This window comes from Aequorivita todarodis (assembly GCF_028561335.1).
In the GTDB taxonomy this organism is placed as follows: domain Bacteria; phylum Bacteroidota; class Bacteroidia; order Flavobacteriales; family Flavobacteriaceae; genus Aequorivita; species Aequorivita todarodis.
Genome location: NZ_JAQQTG010000018.1, coordinates 60,648 through 74,209, shown reverse-complemented (window position 1 = coordinate 74,209; position 13,562 = coordinate 60,648). Strand labels below are relative to the sequence as shown.

Annotated in this window: 13 protein-coding genes; 8 read left to right on the top strand and 5 right to left on the bottom strand. The window is 40.5% G+C overall.

Annotation, left to right across the window (positions count from 1 at the left end; translation table 11 throughout):
* Positions 1 to 28 precede the first annotated feature (28 nt).
* The 3 genes from POV26_RS07905 to POV26_RS15365 are packed head-to-tail and all read left to right on the top strand — an operon-like array spanning position 29 to position 1,342.
* The gene (locus tag POV26_RS07905; RefSeq protein WP_272855932.1) at positions 29 to 613 is read left to right on the top strand and encodes a 5-formyltetrahydrofolate cyclo-ligase; all 585 of its coding nucleotides are present in this window, start codon (positions 29 to 31) and stop codon (positions 611 to 613) included.
* A gap of 34 nt (positions 614 to 647) precedes the next feature.
* Positions 648 to 962, top strand: a complete 315-nt coding sequence (locus POV26_RS07900) for a CD225/dispanin family protein (protein WP_272855931.1) — start codon at positions 648 to 650, stop codon at positions 960 to 962.
* Between the two features lie 8 nt (positions 963 to 970).
* A complete protein-coding gene (locus POV26_RS15365; RefSeq protein WP_419180010.1) occupies positions 971 to 1,342 on the top strand; it encodes a DUF2752 domain-containing protein in 372 nt (123 codons plus the stop codon).
* Between the two features lie 2 nt (positions 1,343 to 1,344).
* On the opposite strand, the gene POV26_RS07895 is transcribed toward POV26_RS15365, so the two are convergent.
* The 5 genes from POV26_RS07895 to POV26_RS07875 form a co-directional block, all read right to left on the bottom strand.
* The gene (locus tag POV26_RS07895) at positions 1,345 to 1,989 is read right to left on the bottom strand and encodes a lipoprotein signal peptidase (protein ID WP_272855930.1); all 645 of its coding nucleotides are present in this window, start codon (positions 1,987 to 1,989) and stop codon (positions 1,345 to 1,347) included.
* 63 nt (positions 1,990 to 2,052) lie between these two features.
* The gene (locus tag POV26_RS07890) at positions 2,053 to 2,682 is read right to left on the bottom strand and encodes a DUF4097 family beta strand repeat-containing protein (protein WP_272855929.1); all 630 of its coding nucleotides are present in this window, start codon (positions 2,680 to 2,682) and stop codon (positions 2,053 to 2,055) included.
* Positions 2,683 to 2,814: 132 nt separating this feature from the next.
* Positions 2,815 to 3,198 carry a TraR/DksA family transcriptional regulator gene (locus tag POV26_RS07885; RefSeq protein ID WP_272855928.1) on the bottom strand — a complete coding sequence of 128 codons (384 nt, stop codon included), beginning with the start codon at positions 3,196 to 3,198 and terminating at the stop codon, positions 2,815 to 2,817.
* Positions 3,199 to 3,203: 5 nt separating this feature from the next.
* A complete protein-coding gene (gene ileS / locus POV26_RS07880) occupies positions 3,204 to 6,605 on the bottom strand; it encodes an isoleucine--tRNA ligase (protein ID WP_272855927.1) in 3,402 nt (1,133 codons plus the stop codon).
* 138 nt (positions 6,606 to 6,743) lie between these two features.
* Positions 6,744 to 7,289, bottom strand: a complete 546-nt coding sequence (locus tag POV26_RS07875) for a hypothetical protein (RefSeq protein ID WP_272855926.1) — start codon at positions 7,287 to 7,289, stop codon at positions 6,744 to 6,746.
* A gap of 313 nt (positions 7,290 to 7,602) precedes the next feature.
* Here POV26_RS07875 and POV26_RS07870 point away from each other — a divergent pair, with 313 nt between their 5' ends.
* The 5 genes from POV26_RS07870 to POV26_RS07850 all read left to right on the top strand — a co-directional run bounded on the left by POV26_RS07870 (position 7,603) and on the right by POV26_RS07850 (position 13,432).
* Positions 7,603 to 9,669 (top strand): protein-disulfide reductase DsbD family protein, encoded by a 2,067-nt coding sequence (locus POV26_RS07870; protein ID WP_272855925.1) that lies wholly within the window; start codon positions 7,603 to 7,605, stop codon positions 9,667 to 9,669.
* Positions 9,670 to 9,869: 200 nt separating this feature from the next.
* Positions 9,870 to 11,363, top strand: a complete 1,494-nt coding sequence (locus POV26_RS07865) for an aminotransferase class V-fold PLP-dependent enzyme (RefSeq protein ID WP_272855924.1) — start codon at positions 9,870 to 9,872, stop codon at positions 11,361 to 11,363.
* 25 nt (positions 11,364 to 11,388) lie between these two features.
* Entirely contained in the window at positions 11,389 to 12,309 is a 921-nt protein-coding gene (locus tag POV26_RS07860) for a DUF6268 family outer membrane beta-barrel protein (protein ID WP_272855923.1), read from the top strand.
* 90 nt (positions 12,310 to 12,399) lie between these two features.
* Positions 12,400 to 12,753, top strand: coding sequence for a DNA gyrase inhibitor YacG (locus POV26_RS07855; protein ID WP_111843278.1), 354 nt, complete (start codon positions 12,400 to 12,402; stop codon positions 12,751 to 12,753).
* 145 nt (positions 12,754 to 12,898) lie between these two features.
* Positions 12,899 to 13,432 (top strand): lipid-binding SYLF domain-containing protein, encoded by a 534-nt coding sequence (locus POV26_RS07850; protein WP_272855922.1) that lies wholly within the window; start codon positions 12,899 to 12,901, stop codon positions 13,430 to 13,432.
* Positions 13,433 to 13,562: the final 130 nt, after the last annotated feature.

Genomic DNA, 13,562 nt, shown 5'->3' with positions numbered 1-13,562 from the left:
ATTGACGATTTTAGATTTTTGAAGTACTATGGGCAATAAAAAAATGCTTCGTTTGAAATATAAAAAACTCCGGGAAGAGCTTTCCGAGGAATCCGTTGAAACAATGAGTCTTCAGATTGCGAACCAGGCTTTGAAACTTCCTATTTGGGATAAAACGTATTATCACATATTTCTTCCCATTTCAGAAAAAAAGGAGGTGAACACCGAATATCTACTGCATATTTTACAGGGAAAGGATAAGAGTATCGTCGTTTCAAAAGCAGATTTTAATTCTGGGGAAATGAAGCATTTTTTGTTGCAGGAAAACACAGTCTTAAAAACTTCGGAATACGGAATTCCCGAACCCGTTTCGGGCATTGAAATTTCACCGGAAATAATAGAAGTTATTTTTGTTCCCCTTTTAGCATATGACCAAAACGGCCATCGCATTGGCTACGGAAAAGGGTTTTACGATCGTTTTTTGGAAAAATGCAGCCCACATACCATCTTTATTGGACTTTCATTTTTTGATGCTGAGCCTGAAATTTTTTCGGCTGTGACCGATATTCCATTAAATTTTTGCATCACACCAAAAAAAATAATTGATTTTCAAAATAACCCATTATCTTTATGAAGTTAATATTTTAATAACCAATAAGATAAAAATTATGGAAACTACTACTCTTTCTGAAAATACAATACCTAATAACAATATGACTTTAGCAATAATTGCTACTATTTTAGGATTATGCTCTCCTTGCTGTTTAGGACTTATTCTTGGAATTGTTGCGATTGTATTATCAAGTCAGGTTAAAACAAAATTTGAAAATGGTGATTTTGCTGGAGCTCTTTCTTCCGCTAAAAATTCTAAAATATTATCGTATATAGCAATAGGGCTTGTTGCTTTAAATTTAATATACTTCTTCGTTTTTGGAGGAATGGCTGTATATCAAGAATTATTAGAGAACTATAATATTTACTAATTATTAATTTGAATAATAAACTTTTATCAATAGTTGCATTCATTCTTTTAGTAGTTGTTATTTATTATTTTTATTACAATGATCCTTCAAATGGAGAGGCAATATTTATAAGTTGTATTACTAAATCTATTAGTGGATTTGATTGTCCTGGTTGTGGTTCACAACGTGCGTTTCACGAATTATTACATGGAAATTTTATAAAAGCCGCTCAATTTAATTTGCTCATATATTTTTTTGTACCCCTATTGCTTTTTATTTTTTTAAAAATAACCTTAAAGCCATTTAATATCTTTTTACCAGATATCATTATTTCAACTAAATGGCTTGTTAGCATTTTAGTTTCAATAATTCTTTTTTCTATAATTAGAAATGTAATATAAACTTAAGATACTTTTTCAAAGTTTGAAGATGGGCTAGCAGTTTTCTTTTCTTTATTCGGAAATGCTTTTTTATTAAAAATAAGCAGCAAAATCACCCCAACACTGATGGAAGAGTCAGCGATGTTGAAAACTGGGTCAAAAAACGTGAAATATTCTCCACCCCAAAATGGAAGCCATTCTGGCAAAGTACCTCCGTAGAGCGGAAAGTAAAGCATATCTACTACCTTTCCGTGAAATAGTGTACCGTAGCCTCCAGCTTCAGGAAATAATGTTGCAACTTGGTGATGGCTATCATTGAAGATTATACCGTAAAAAACAGAATCAATAATATTGCCCAAAGCACCCGCAAAAATCAAGGCAACACAAAAAATCAGGATACTTGGCAGGTTTTTTCTAACAGAATCCCACAGCCAATAACCAATTCCCGCTATAGCTACGATTCTAAAAAGCGTTAAAAAAAGTTTGCCGTACTCACCCGGAATTTTTGCCCCCCAAGCCATCCCTTCATTTTCAACGAAAAGAATACGAAACCAATCAAACACTCGAATTTCTTCGCCTAAAACAAAATGTGTTTTGATATAAAATTTTGAAATCTGATCTATCAGCAGAATCAGTACAATAATAAAAGTGGCTTTTTTTAGGCTCATAGTTTTTCCGACGAAGGCACTCTCTCGCTAAAGCTTCGGAGTGCGGAGGCAAAAATAGCAATATTATTTGGTTTGTAGGAACGAAATGTTACCATTGATACTTTCAGCTTCGACAAAGAATTTTCCCTTGTTCAAAAAATTATTTTCTACAGTCCCGTTTTTTGAAATTGCTTTTCCTGAAACATTATTTTGGGCCTGGACAGTTATGTTTCCTGCAATAGTTTTAAGCTGGGCGTTTCCTAAAAAATCATTTAAAACGCAATTCCCGTTTTCCAAGGAAATAGTGAGGTTTTTATAAATTCCATCAGTATATACGGAAGCCAATTTCGATTTAATTTCAACGGCCATCTTCTCGGGAACCGTTATTTTCAGTTCTATCGCCATTACTTTGTGTGCGGCAAGTTTGTCGTTTTCCATTTTGAAGAATGGGGCGAATCCCGTTTTCAACGAAAGGATGCCATCCGCAATTTTTTCTTCAATAATCACACTTTCTGAGTGTTCGCCGGAAATATGTGCCGAAATTTTTAAAATTGATTCTTCGGAAGATTGGATGGTTATTTTATAAATGGCATCATCTGCTATGGAAAGCGTTTTTATTCCTTCCGAAGAAAATTCCTTTTGAATGGTTTTTTGGGCCATTATGGAATAACTTCCGAAGAAAATAAATACAATAATGAAGAGTGTTTTGAACATTGGTTTAACCACAAAGTAAACAAAGTTTTTCGCAGAGGACACAAAGAATTTGACACAATAAAAAAAGCCCCGAAAAAATTCAGGGCTGTAATTTTACGGACTCAACTTCCTCCCCTTTCGGAAGTGTTAAGCCTATTTCTGCAAATTCTTTGCCTCAATACTCAAGGTAGCGTGCGGTACAAGCTTTAGGCGCTCTTTGTTGATGAGCTTCCCTGTTACGCGGCAAACGCCGTAAGTTTTGTTCTCAATACGCACCAAGGCGTTCTTTAGGTCGCGAATAAACTTTTCCTGACGGATGGCCAGCTGGGAGTTCGCTTCCTTGCTCATCACCTCGCTGCCTTCGTCGAAAGCCTTAAAGGTTGGCGAGGTATCGTCAGTACCGTTGTTGCTGTCGTTTTTATAGGAACTTTGGATAAGCTCCAATTGTTCGGTTGCCTTTTTTATTTTTTCGTTTAAAAGTATTTTAAATTCTTCCAGTTCGGCATCTGAATATCTGGTTTTTTCTGTGTCTGTCATGATTACTATTTTTTAATGCTTATACGTGTTTCAATATCGTCAAATGCAATTTCGGTTCCGTCTTTTATTTGTGGTTGAAATTGCAAAACCTCCGTTAATGTCTCTTCTTTTATATACTGCAGGTTTTGGTTTACCGCCGCCTTTAGTTTCTCGTTGTCCTGAAGGGTTACCTCAATGCGGTCCGTTACTTCGAAACCGCTGTCTTTCCGTAGGTTTTGAATTCTATTTACCAATTCCCTGGCTATTCCTTCATTTCGCAACGCTGGGGTTATGGTAACATCCAATGCTACTGTAACTCCGTCTGCATTTGCAACCAACCAGCCCTCAATATCCTGCGAACTGATGATTACGTCAGCGAGTGCCAAAATAGTATTTTTTTCATTAATAAAAACTGATATTTGCCCGTCTTTTTCAAGTGTTGCAATTTCTTTCTGTCCAAAGCCCGAAATAGCTGCCGCCACGGCTTTCATATCTTTTCCAAAACGTGGGCCCAAGGCTTTAAAATCGGGCTTTATCTGTTTTACCAGCATGCCCGAACCTTCGTCTATCAGTTCTATTTCCTTTACGTTTACCTCGCTTTTAATCAATTCTGAAACCGCTAAAATTTCTTCCTTTTCCGAATCTTCCAAAACCGGAATCATTATTTTTTGGAGCGGTTGGCGTACTTTTATTTTCTCTTTCTGTCGTAACGAAAGCACCAGCGACGATATTGTCTGTGCCTTCTGCATCTTGTGTTCCAACTTTTTATCAATGAACGACGCGTCCGCTTTTGGAAAATCGGTTAAATGTACCGATTCCATACCTTCTTTTGAAGTGCCGGCCGTCAAATCCTTATAGAGTCTATCCATAAAGAAGGGAGCTACGGGAGCGCCCAATTTTGCAACGGTTTCCAAACAGGTGTAAAGCGTTTGGTAGGCCGAAATTTTATCATCATTATAGCTGCCTTTCCAATATCTTCTTCGGCTCAATCGCACAAACCAGTTGCTCAAGTTTTCCTGTACAAATTCCGAAATGGCACGCGTGGCCTTGGTTGGCTCATAATCTGCATAATACTCGTCCACTTTTTGGATGAGCGTGTGCAATTCTGAAAGTATCCAGCGGTCAATTTCCGGGCGTTTTTCCAGCGGAAGATCTTTTTCAATATACTCAAAATTATCGAGATTGGCGTAAAGACTGAAGAAACTGTACGTATTGTAAAGTGTTCCGAAGAATTTATTGCGCACTTCCGAAATGCCGTCCTGGTCAAACTTTAAGTTGTCCCAAGGATTTGCGTTGCTGATCATATACCAGCGCGTGGCATCGGGGCCGAAAACGTCCAAGGTTTCAAAAGGATCTACGGCATTGCCGAGACGCTTGCTCATTTTCTGGCCGTTTTTGTCGAGAACAAGTCCGTTTGAAACAACGTTTTTATAGGCAACATCGTCAAAAATCATGGTCGCGATTGCATGCAGGGTGTAAAACCAGCCGCGGGTTTGGTCAACGCCTTCCGCAATAAAATCAGCTTTTCTCCATGTTTTTTCAACCTTTTCCTTATTTTCGAAAGGATAATGCCATTGTGCATAGGGCATGCTTCCGCTGTCGAACCATACATCTATCAAATCGGCTTCGCGCTTCATGGGTTTTCCGCTTGGGGAAACGAGGATTATTTCGTCAACAATATTTTTGTGAAGATCCACTTTCGCGTAGTTTTCTTCGGAAAAATCGCCGGGTTTGAAATTTTCGAAAATATCTTTCTCCATCAAACCAGCTTGTACGGCTTTCTGCATTTCGGCTTTAAGTTCTTCCACCGACCCGATGATTATTTCTTCCTTGCCATCCTCCGTTCGCCAAATGGGCAACGGAATGCCCCAATAGCGGGAGCGGGAAAGGTTCCAATCGTTTGCGTTTGCAAGCCAGTTACCAAAACGGCCTTCGCCAGTGGCTTTTGGCTTCCAATTTATTTTTTTGTTCAGCTCGAACATTCTATCGCGGAATTCGGTCACTTTTATAAACCACGAATCCAGCGGATAGTATAAAATAGGCTTATCGGTACGCCAGCAGTTTGGGTAGCTGTGCAAATATTTTTCAACTTTGAAGGCCTTGTTTTCGGTCTTCAGTTTTATTGCGATTTCAACATCAACCGATTTCTCGGGCACTTCGGCATCATCGTAATATTCGTTCTTTACATATTTGCCTGCAAGCTCCTTCATTTCGGGACGGAATTTTCCTTGCAAATCCACAAGCGGAACCAGATTTCCGTTTTCATCTTTTACCAACATGGGCGGAACTTCCGGCACGGCTTCCTTGGCAACCTTGGCATCATCGGCACCAAAGGTTGGCGCGGTGTGAACGATTCCGGTTCCGTCTTCGGTGGTAACAAAATCGCCCGCAATTATTCTAAAAGCATTTTCGGGATGGTCATGCGGCTTTGCATAATCCAAAAGCTGTTCATAACGGATTCCCACCAAATCGGCGCCCTTAAATTCCTTCGCAATAAAATAGGGAATCATTTTATCGCCCTGTACATAGGCTTCGAGAACTTCTTCATTTGGTTTTTCCTCGTAATTCTTTGCGAATTGGCTTGCGACCAAATTCTTGGCAAGAATAACGTTTATGGGCTGAAAAGTGTATTGGTTAAATGTTTTTACCAAAACGTAATCAATCTTGGAACCCACGGTCAATGCGGTATTGCTGGGAAGCGTCCAAGGCGTGGTGGTCCAAGCGAGGAACCAAATGTTGTTTGATTCTTCCGCAAGGAAATCGGGCAAGGTTTCGGCCATCGCCTTAAACTGGGCCACCACCGTTGTATCGGTAATATCCTGATAGGTTCCCGGCTGGTTGAGCTCGTGCGAGCTTAAACCCGTTCCGGCTTTTGGGGAGTAGGGTTGAATGGTGTAGCCTTTGTAAATTAGGTTTTTGTTGTAAATTTCCTTCAGCAGCCACCAAACGGTTTCCATATATTTTGGCTCGTAGGTTACGTATGGGTCGCTCATATCTACCCAATACCCGTAGTTTTCGGTTACTTTGTTCCAAACATCGGTATAGCGCATTACCGCTTTTTTGCAGGCCGCATTGTAATCTTCCACCGAAATCTTTTTGCCGATGTCTTCCTTGGTGATCCCCAGTTCTTTTTCAACACCCAATTCTATGGGCAAGCCGTGCGTATCCCAACCTGCCTTTCGGTCCACCTTAAAACCCTTTTGGGTCTTGTAGCGGCAAAAAATATCCTTGATGGCGCGCGCCATTACGTGGTGGATTCCGGGCAGTCCGTTCGCGGATGGCGGCCCTTCAAAAAACACAAATGGCTTTGCCCCTTCGCGAATGGAAATACTCTGCTCAAAGATGTTTTCTTCTTTCCAAAAATTGAGTACTTCTTCCGCCAGTTTAGGGAGGTCCAGCCCTTTGTATTCCTTAAATTTTTTGCTCATAATGTGGATGTTGCAATAAAGTTTGCAAAAGTAAGGTTTTTTGAAGAAATAAAAGAGCGCTTAGGGTTTTGGAATTCCAGAAATAAAAAAACGCCAGTCTTTAAAAAAGATGGCGTTTTTAAAACTAAAAATGTCTTGCTATCTTGAAAACCTTGCCTCTTGGGTAATAACAGTTGAACTATTGCCAACGGTAACTTCTGTTTCGGAATATAGCCTCATCTCCGTTTGGGAATACTCGGTAATTTCAAAAACTTGTGATTCTCCATCGGTAGTTATGGTCAATATTTTGCTCGTCGGGTTTAGCGTATATGTACCCGCACCTATTTCTACAGCCGCATCGTGAATAATAGGATCGTCTGTTTGGGTGCTTCCGTCTGGATTGATGGTAGTTTGAACCGTAGTATAGTAACCGCTCGCTGCAAAAGTTCCATCAGTGTTAAAAACAAAACTCACATTTTGAAAAAGAGTCCCTTCAATTTTGGTAGTGGATGTTGAGGTAGAACCATTACCAAAAGTTATCGTTTCAACAGATTGAAATTCTAAAAAGTTCATGGAGTATGTGTCCACAAAATTAGTTCGGGTCAGCTCATACGGTGGTTCCGGATTATTATCATCGTCATTTTTATTACAGCTTATAGCACCGATAGTTAGCACAAAAAGCAAAATCAATTTTGTCAATTTCATAGTTCTGGGTGTTTTTAAATTTTCGGCGAATATAGTGCCATTTTAGAAACTAACGCCTTCCTAAGGTTTTTTATTATTCTTTTCAATGAATAAACAAACAGTGGTCCATTTCCTTTTCTGAAATAATACAACCAACGGTTTTGTTGGAAATTCTTGTTTTCTGTGCTATTTCAACCACATAATAGTAGCGTATCTTTATATTTGTATTTATTTTTAAGGGTTTTTTCCCAAAACCGCATCATAATTTTGAATACTGCATTTTTTCCCTCAAATTTGGTGTCCTTTAAAGATTTTATTTAAATATTATTCCCTAATGAAAAAGATATACCTCTTTCTCCTTCTCGCCACAATTTCTCTCGCATCCGTCCAATCGCAGGTTCTCGACCCGGTAAAGTGGTCCACAAGTATTAAAAAAATATCGGAAACCGAATACGATCTAATTTCAAAAGCCACCATTGAAGACAAATGGCACTTGTATTCGCAGGTAGTCCCAGACGATGGCCCTTTACCAACGAACCTCACTTTCGAGGAAAACAGTGCTTATAAATTAGTGGGAACAGCGAAGGAAAGCAAAGGCCATACCGTTCACGACCCTGTGTTCGATATGGTAATTACCTTTTTTGAAAACACCGCAACATTTACCCAACGCATAAAATTAACAGGGAACGAAGGCACCACAGTAAAAGGTGAGGTTGAATTTATGGTGTGTGATGATACGCGCTGTTTGCCGCCGAGCTATGTTGATTTGGTGTTTAAAATTCCCGCGCCAGATAAAAATGCAGCAACTGCCGAAACTCCTGAAAACGAAGAAACTCCAGAGGCCACAACCGAAATTATTGAAGAGGTTATCGTAGTAGATAGCGTAAAAACTGAAGTTGCAAAAGACACCGTTCAGGCAGCTACTGACAGATCGCTTTCTGCGATTGAACAAAATAAAAAACACGAGAAAAAAGGGCTTTGGACCATCTTTATAGTGGCCTTTCTTTTTGGGTTTACCGCGCTGTTAACTCCTTGTGTGTTTCCAATGATCCCTATGACGGTGAGCTTTTTTACAAAACAAAGCAAGACACGTGCAGCGGGCATTAAAAATGCCATTATTTACGGGCTGGCAATTATTGTGATTTATGTTTTCTTGGGGGCTGTAGTTACAGGGGTTTTCGGAGCCGACGCACTCAACGCGCTTTCCACCAACGTTTGGTTCAATATCATTTTCTTTTTGCTTTTGGTTGTTTTCGCACTTTCGTTTTTGGGAGCTTTTGAAATTATGCTGCCCAATTCCTGGGCCAACAAAGTTGATAAACAGGCAGACCGCGGTGGATTGATTGGCATTTTCTTTATGGCCTTGGCTTTGGCAATCGTTTCATTCTCATGTACCGGCCCAATTGTGGGAACACTTTTGGTTGAGGCGGCTTCAAAAGGAGGCATTGCCCCTTTTGTGGGGATGTTCGGTTTCTCATTGGCTTTGGCGTTGCCTTTCGCACTATTCGCAGCTTTCCCCGGCTGGATGAACTCCTTGCCAAAGTCCGGCGGATGGTTAAACACCGTAAAGGTATTTTTAGGATTTCTGGAATTGGCATTGGCCTTCAAGTTTTTGTCGAATGCCGACCTTGTGCTTCAACTTCACTTGCTTGAGCGGGAAGTATTCCTGGCTATTTGGATCGCGGTTTTTGGGACCTTGGCCTTGTATCTTTTCGGAAAAATTCAGTTGCCGCACGATTCACCGTTGACGCACATTTCCGTGGGAAGATTGAGCCTCGGGCTTATCGTGTTGTCGTTTACAATTTATATGATTCCAGGTCTGTGGGGCGCCCCGCTGAAATTGATTAGCGGTTTCCCGCCACCGATGCAGTATAGCGAATCGTCATACGGCGTGGGCTACACAAAGCTAAGTAGTGGCGCAACTGTCTCTGCAGATCACGACTTTCCCGAAGGAGCACATTTAGGGCCACAGGACATACTCTCCTTTTATGATTATGAAACAGGCCTGGCCTATGCCAAGAAAGTTGGCAAACCGGTTTTGATAGATTTTACGGGATATGCCTGCGTAAACTGCCGAAAAATGGAAGAACGCGTTTGGAGCGAACCCAAAATTTTGAAATTGCTCAATGAAGACATCGTGCTTATTTCACTTTACGTAGATGACAAGCGCCCACTGCCCGAAGGCGAGGAGGTTACCTCTGAAATATCTGGGAAAAAACTGCGCTATATCGGTCAAAAGTGGAGCGAGTTCCAGATTCTGAAATACAAGGCAAACGCACAACCCTTCTATGTATTGATGGACCACGATGAAGAAAACCTTATCGATCCCGTAGGTTACACCCCTGATATTGAAGAATACTATGCTTGGCTTCAAAAAGGAGTTGGCGCTTTTAAGAAATAATGAAGATCTTAAATGGCAGATATTGATTAATTTTATAGAAAACAATTAATTTATCAAAACCGAAGGGTTCAAATATTTATAGATAGGTTCATTTTCAGATAACAATTCGACCTCGATAGGGTTCGCAAATAAATAATATTTATATTTCCATAAATGTATTTTCCCGTCGGGATATCATTTTGAAATAAAAAACACAAACGATGATTTCTTCCGAAGAAAAAATAAAAACCACGGCACTGGAAACGTTTTTTGAACCTTTCCGGAAGAATATTGTTGGTATTGACCAAGAATTTGATTCCCCTTTCGGAAGAAAAAAAATAATCTATACCGATTGGACCGCGAGCGGCCGCTTGTACGCTCCCATTGAAGAAAAAATGCTGAAGGATTTCGGACCGTTTGTGGCAAACACCCATACCGAAACATCGGTAACGGGAACGGCAATGACCAAGGCCTATCACGAAGCGCGAAAAATCATAAAAAAGCACGTAAACGCCAACGACCAAGATGTACTGATAACCTGTGAAAGTGGAATGACGGGAGCCATCAACAAGTTCCAGCGTATTTTGGGGCTGAAAATTCCTGAAAACATAAAGCCTTACACAAACATACCCGACGAGATTAGGCCCATAGTTTTTGTAACCCACATGGAACACCACAGCAACCAGACCTCTTGGCTCGAAACCATTGCAGATGTTGTGGTCGTACCGCCAAACGACGATGTGCTGGTCTGTATGGAAACCTTCGCAAAAACCGTTGAAAAGTACAAAGATTATCCCATAAAGATTGCAGCGGTTACAAGTTGTTCCAACGTAACGGGCATTCAGACCCCATATCACGAAATAGCAAAACTTATGCACAAAAACGGCGGTCTCTGCTTTGTTGATTTTGCCTGTTCGGCACCCTATGTTTCCATAGATATGCACCCCGAAGCGGAAGGTGCCTATTTAGATGCCATCTTTTTTTCGCCCCATAAATTTTTGGGCGGGCCGGGCTCCAGCGGGGTGCTTATTTTCAACAACAATCTTTATAAAAATACCATTCCGGACAATCCCGGAGGCGGCACCGTTTCGTGGACCAACCCGTGGGGAAACCACAAATATATTGACGATATTGAAACCCGTGAAGACGGCGGAACCCCTGGGTTTCTTCAAACCATTCGCACTGCGCTCTCCATTCGGTTGAAAGAAAAAATGGGAATTGAAAATATTTTGCAGCGGGAACACGAACTATTGGCGATTGTTTTTGAAAAGCTCAACAAAATTCCAAACCTAAAAATTCTTGCCCCAACTACCGAAGACCGGCTGGCGGTAATCAGTTTTTATATTGACGAGCTGCATTTCAACCTTGGTGTTAAATTGCTTAACGACCGTTTTGGAATACAAACCCGCGGCGGGTGCTCCTGCGCAGGAACCTACGGCCATTATTTGCTTCACGTAGATCAGGAAACCTCCAACAGGGTTACTTGCGAGATTGACCACGGCGACCTTACCCACAAGCCGGGCTGGATACGGATGTCCATCCATCCCACAACCACAAATGCCGAAGCTGAATACGTTTGCAATTCCATAAAACAATTGGCCGAAAATTTTTCGGAATGGGGCAAAGACTATACGTACAATTCCAAAAGCAATGAATATTTTCACACAAAGGAAATAGCGGACGACAAAATGAAGGAATGGTTTACATTTGAATGATGAACTGTAATTAATCAATAACAACTTGAAAAGACTTTTACTCCTAACTTTTCTTTTCCCTTTTTTCAGCTCTGCACAGGAATATGTGGATCTTTTCAGAATTGGCTACGGACAAACGCTCAACAATAGTTTTGAAGGGGTTGACAGCAGTACTTCCGTAACATCTTTTGAAGCCGGGATTACATTTCCAGTGGTTCTTAACGAAAATCAAGCGTTGATAACCGGTGCGGATTTTAGCAGCAACAAGCTGCAACTTTTTCCCGAAGCTGAATATACCAGCCTTTACAGCGCCAATATAAAATTGGGTTTGGCCTCAACCTGGTCCGAAAAATGGAGCACGACCCTGGTTTTGCTTCCGAAGCTGGCTTCAGATTACAAAGCTATTTCCGGGGATGATTTTTACTTTGGTGGTTTCGCTCTTTTAAAATTGAAGAAGAATGAAAATCTTAAATACCGTTTTGGAGTTTATGCCTCACAGGAAGCCTTCGGTCTTTTTACGACACCTATTTTAGGGTGGTATTATCTAAGCCCGAACAAACGGTTTGAGATGGACATGAGCTTGCCGATCGCTGCAGATGTAAGCTATAAATTAGGCCTTACGACCCTTGGGATGGATTACTTCGGAATTGGCCGTAGTTATAACGTTCATTATGAAAACCTGCCCACACTTTACGCCGACCTCAGCTCGTTGGAATTTGCGGGCTATCTCCAGTTCAATGCTTTGGAAGAAAGTGTTTTGCTGCGAGCGAAAGTGGGCTATTCCAGCAATAATTATGAAATGTATGCCGAGGATGACAAAATAGATCTCGGCGTTTCAGCTTTCAGTTTTGGAGATGATCGCACCCAACTGAATCCTTCGCTCAACGGCGGAATATTTCTGAAGTTTGAAGCTATTTATAGGTTTCACATAGCGGGAAATCCCAAATCCCAAGAACCATCCAGATAGCTATCGGGATGGAGCTTGCGATTTGAGACTTATTTGGAATTTGGGATTTTAAGCATTGGGATTTATTTTGAAAAAATCTATCTTTAAAAGATGGAAAGAACCTGTCCGGAATGTGGCGATAAAATCATTGGGCGCGCAGATAAAAAATTCTGCAGCGATGCCTGCCGCAATGCGCATAATAATTCCCTGAACAAGGACAACAAAAATCTGGTTCGGAACATCAATAACCGTCTTCGGAAAAACTACCGCATACTCGAAAAGCTGAACACCGAGGACAAAACCAAAACGACCAAGGACAGACTGCTCAGAATGGGTTTCAGTTTTGATTATTTCACTGGAATCTACACTACAAAATCGGGATCCACCTATTATTATCTTTACGATCAGGGGTATCTTCCTCTGGACAATGATTTTTATCTTTTGGTAAAAAAAGACCTTAAATAATTACTTCAAGCTTCTCAAAAACAGCTTTTTAGAATAAACTTTCTTTCGAAATTTGGGAAATTCTTATACATAATCTAACAGTTATTTAACCCGCATCGCACTGTTTATAGGGTATCTTTAAAATTAAAACAAAAAAACAAGGATTATGAAAACGAAAAAACTTTTAACGATGGTGATGCTGTTTTTCAGTATCTCGCTTTTTGCACAGAATGCAGACGACAAAAAAGTAATTAAGGATGCCGAAAAGGCAAAAGCGGCTTTTCTTGAGGCAAATCCAAAATTACAAGGCTATTTTGATGATGCCAAAGCCTATGCAATTTTTCCAAATGTTGGCAAGGGAGCAATGATAATTGGTGCCGCATCAGGTAACGGAGCCGTTTACGAACGAGGTGTGCTGGTGGGAATGGCGAACATGAAACAATTGGATATTGGTGCACAAATTGGAGGAAAAGCCTATAGTGAAATAATATTCTTCAAAACGGACAAAAGTGTTCAGGAATTTATGGATGATAAGTTCAGTTTTGGATCAAACCTTTCGGCTATCGCCGCAAACCAAAGCCCCCCTTCATTTGATGTTACCTATACTGATGGGGTTGCCGTATTTACTTTACCCAAAGATGGATTGATGGCTGAAGTATCCGTGGGCGGACAGAAATTTGATTTTGAAGGCCTTGATTAAGTACTTCAGATTTTAGCATATAAAATCCTGAACTTTTTTAAAACTGTTTAAGACTTCTTTTGTGTCCTAAACAGTTTTTCTGCGTTTACGGTCTAACCAAAAAAAACGGACAACCATTATTATTTGATAC

Coding starts and splice junctions, on each gene's coding strand:
- POV26_RS07875 (WP_272855926.1), bottom strand. CDS start 7,289: ATGAAATTGACAAAATTGATTTTGCTTTTTGTGCTAACTATCGGTGCT.
- POV26_RS07890 (WP_272855929.1), bottom strand. CDS start 2,682: ATGTTCAAAACACTCTTCATTATTGTATTTATTTTCTTCGGAAGTTAT.
- POV26_RS07885 (WP_272855928.1), bottom strand. CDS start 3,198: ATGACAGACACAGAAAAAACCAGATATTCAGATGCCGAACTGGAAGAA.
- POV26_RS07850 (WP_272855922.1), top strand. CDS start 12,899: ATGAAAACGAAAAAACTTTTAACGATGGTGATGCTGTTTTTCAGTATC.
- POV26_RS07870 (WP_272855925.1), top strand. CDS start 7,603: ATGAAAAAGATATACCTCTTTCTCCTTCTCGCCACAATTTCTCTCGCA.
- POV26_RS07905 (WP_272855932.1), top strand. CDS start 29: ATGGGCAATAAAAAAATGCTTCGTTTGAAATATAAAAAACTCCGGGAA.
- ileS (WP_272855927.1), bottom strand. CDS start 6,605: ATGAGCAAAAAATTTAAGGAATACAAAGGGCTGGACCTCCCTAAACTG.
- POV26_RS07855 (WP_111843278.1), top strand. CDS start 12,400: ATGGAAAGAACCTGTCCGGAATGTGGCGATAAAATCATTGGGCGCGCA.
- POV26_RS07865 (WP_272855924.1), top strand. CDS start 9,870: ATGATTTCTTCCGAAGAAAAAATAAAAACCACGGCACTGGAAACGTTT.
- POV26_RS07895 (WP_272855930.1), bottom strand. CDS start 1,989: ATGAGCCTAAAAAAAGCCACTTTTATTATTGTACTGATTCTGCTGATA.
- POV26_RS07900 (WP_272855931.1), top strand. CDS start 648: ATGGAAACTACTACTCTTTCTGAAAATACAATACCTAATAACAATATG.